The sequence below is a fragment of the Caulobacter sp. HMWF025 genome (assembly GCF_003060965.1).
In the GTDB taxonomy this organism is placed as follows: domain Bacteria; phylum Pseudomonadota; class Alphaproteobacteria; order Caulobacterales; family Caulobacteraceae; genus Caulobacter.
Genome location: NZ_QAII01000096.1, coordinates 1 through 2,951, shown reverse-complemented (window position 1 = coordinate 2,951; position 2,951 = coordinate 1). Strand labels below are relative to the sequence as shown.

The window sequence follows — 2,951 nt, the reverse complement described above, 5'->3', positions numbered from 1 at the left end:
CTTCCAGATAGTTGGGCGTGCCCTGGTCGCGCAGGAACCGGGCCACCGCCTCGACCTCGCCGTCGCTGACGAACGGGCCGTGCAGGCGGGTCACCCGACCGCCGCCGGCCATGTAGAGCATGTCGCCCTGGCCCAGCAGCTGTTCGGCGCCCTGCTCGCCCAGGATGGTGCGGGCGTCAATCTTGCTGGTCACCTGGAAGCTGATCCGGGTCGGGAAGTTGGCCTTGATGGTGCCGGTGATGACGTCGACCGACGGGCGCTGGGTGGCCATGATCAGGTGGATGCCGGCGGCGCGGGCCATCTGGGCCAGACGCTGCACGGCCCCTTCGATGTCCTTGCCGGCCACCATCATCAGGTCGGCGACCTCGTCGATGACCACGACCAGGTAGGGCATGGCCTCGGGACGGATCTGCTCGGTCTCGTAGATCGGCCGGCCGGCGTCGTCGAAGCCGGTCTGCACGGTGCGCTCGAAATGCTCGCCGCGCTCCAGGGCCTCATTGGCCTTCTCGTTGAAGCCGCCGATGTTGCGCACGCCGATCTTGGACATCCGCCGATAGCGGTCCTCCATCTCGCGCACGGTCCATTTGAGCGCGACGATGGCCTTCTTGGGATCGGTCACGACCGGGGCCAGCAGGTGCGGGATGCCGTCATAGACCGACAGTTCCAGCATCTTGGGGTCGATCATGATGAAGCGGCACTTGTCCGGCGGCAGCTTGTAGAGGATCGACAGGATCATGGCGTTGACGCCCACCGACTTGCCCGAGCCGGTGGTGCCGGCGATCAGCAGGTGAGGCATCTTGGCCAGGTCGGCGATATAGGGCTCGCCGCCGATGGTTTCGCCCAGCGCCATGGGCAGGATCGAGCTGGCCTTGTCGTAGTCGGTGCTCGACAGCAGGTCGCGCAGATAGACGGTCTCGCGCCGCGAATTGGGCATTTCGATGCCGATGGCATTGCGGCCCTGGGCCACGGCGACGCGGCACGAGATCACGCTCATCGAGCGGGCGATGTCGTCGGCCAGGGCCACGACGCGGGCGGTCTTGACGCCCGGGGCCGGCACCAGTTCGTACATGGTGACCACGGGACCGGGGCGGATCTGGTCGATCTGGCCCTTGACCCCGAACTCGGCCAGCACGCTCTCCAGCAGCCGGGCGTTCTGGCGCAGGGCGGCGGCATCCACCTCGGACGAGCGCGGCTTGGCCTTGGCCAGCATGGCCAGTTCCGGCAGCTGGAAGCCGCCCTCATCGGTGAAATCAAAGGCCTTCTGCTGCTCGCGCTGCTCGCGGCCGCTGTCCTTGGGCAGGGCCTTGGGCTTGGCGATCGCCAGCGGACGGGCCTCGACCGGCGGCGCGAACGCCTCGTCATCCTCGTCGTCGAGCGCCGGTGGGGGCGGCGGCGTATAGGCCTGGTCGACCGGCTCCGGGACCGGGCGGGCCGGACGACGCGGCGGCACCGGCATGTCGGCGGTCTTGCGGGCGCGGGCAGGCTTGGCGACCGGCTCGGGAACGGGTTCCGCTACAGGAGCCCTCGGCTCGCGCGGCTGCAGGGCTCCGCCGACGACCTGGGCGATGGCCTCCGGGTCAAAGCGGCGGAAGCCGATGGCATAGCCCAGCGCCACACTCGCGCCGATGGCCAGCAGGATCGCGGCAATCAGCCGCGCGCCGGGAATGTGGGCAAAGGCGAACAGGTCGGCGATCAGGCCCAGCAGGCCCTCGCCCCAGAAGCCGCCCAGACCCTTCTCCAGCGGCCAGGCCGCCGGACGCGGCGCGGCCGAGAGCAGGCCGGCCAGGGCCAAGAGGCCCAGGGTGCCGACCCCGGCCCGCAGGCGCAGATCGCGGCGCTCGCCGTCGGGATCGGCCTGCGAGGCCCGGGTGACGCCGAACACCAGCATCAGCAGGGCGGCACCCCAGCCGGCCAGACCCAGCGACTGCATGACGACGTCGGCGATGGCGGCCCCGGCTCCGCCGAGCGCATTGGACGCATCGGTGGTGGAGGCGGCGTTCAGGCTGGGATCGGCGGCATTATAGGTGGCGACCGCCAGCAGCAGGCCCGCGCCGACGACGGTGACCACACCGCCGCGAAAGCGCGCCGACCAGGGCTGGGCCCAGCCATAGGCGATCGCATCCATAAGGAGCTCCGCCGTCGAACGCTGCGCGGCTCGCGCCATGACACTCTCCGGACACTCAAGACTCGAACGGGGATCTTGTGCCGCAAGAGGGTTAAGAGGCGTTTACGACGTTGGCCGGGATCGGGGGTGCAAACCGGCCGACGCCGCAGGCCCCCACCTGACCGGCTTTCGCCGGTCGTCCGCCCCCGGCGGGGGCGGATGAGATCATCTTCCCCCTCCGGGGGAAGACGGCTGCGTAGCAGCCCGTAGGGGGCAGGTGCGGAGGATCAATAGAGCACCTTTTCCTTGTCATCCCGGACGCGCACAGCGCGAGCCGGGACCCAGGGGCAACCGCAGTGCGCCGACCCCTGGGTCCCGGCGCTCCCGCCCTCCGGGCGTCCGGCCGGGATGACAAGGATTTTGGGCGTTAGAGAACGGGGATCCAGCCCGCTCAATCCCCGCAACCCCTCAGACAAAAACCTTCTAATTCAATCCCTTACAAAAATCTCCATCGCGCCAATCCGACGCACTCAAATCCCCCCGCATAATCATCCCACCAGATCGCACGGGAAGGGCGCACGTACGGCGACCGTTGCAGCGGTCTGGGGTGGTCGAGCGGGCAGCGTCCCGGCGACCGTCACCTGGGGCCTCGGGCGCCCGGTTTGCGAGACGTGGCCTGTCCCTCCAGGGAAGGCGGGCGTTTCGGATCGGGGTTTGGGATCAGTCCCCCGGGCGGCGGACCCTCGGAAACGCAACAGGTCCGGGCTGAAATCGCCCGGACGGTCTGGACGGGGTCGCTTCCCCTCCACCCGTCGGGGGCCGAAGTCGGGAGCGGGTTAAAACCCCG

The 2,951-nt window shown here is 69.3% G+C and carries 1 protein-coding gene and 1 pseudogene; one reads left to right on the top strand and one right to left on the bottom strand.

All coding sequences use genetic code 11. From position 1 onward, the window contains the following. Positions 1-2,164 (bottom strand): FtsK/SpoIIIE family DNA translocase (locus DBR10_RS10610; protein WP_233243368.1); only part of this gene is annotated, 2,164 nt, incomplete at its 3' end. Positions 2,165-2,381: 217 nt separating this feature from the next. Between DBR10_RS10610 and DBR10_RS19945 the strand changes: the two are divergent. After that, positions 2,382-2,535, top strand: a pseudogene (locus DBR10_RS19945) (hypothetical protein). The last annotated feature ends 416 nt before the right edge of the window (positions 2,536-2,951 follow it).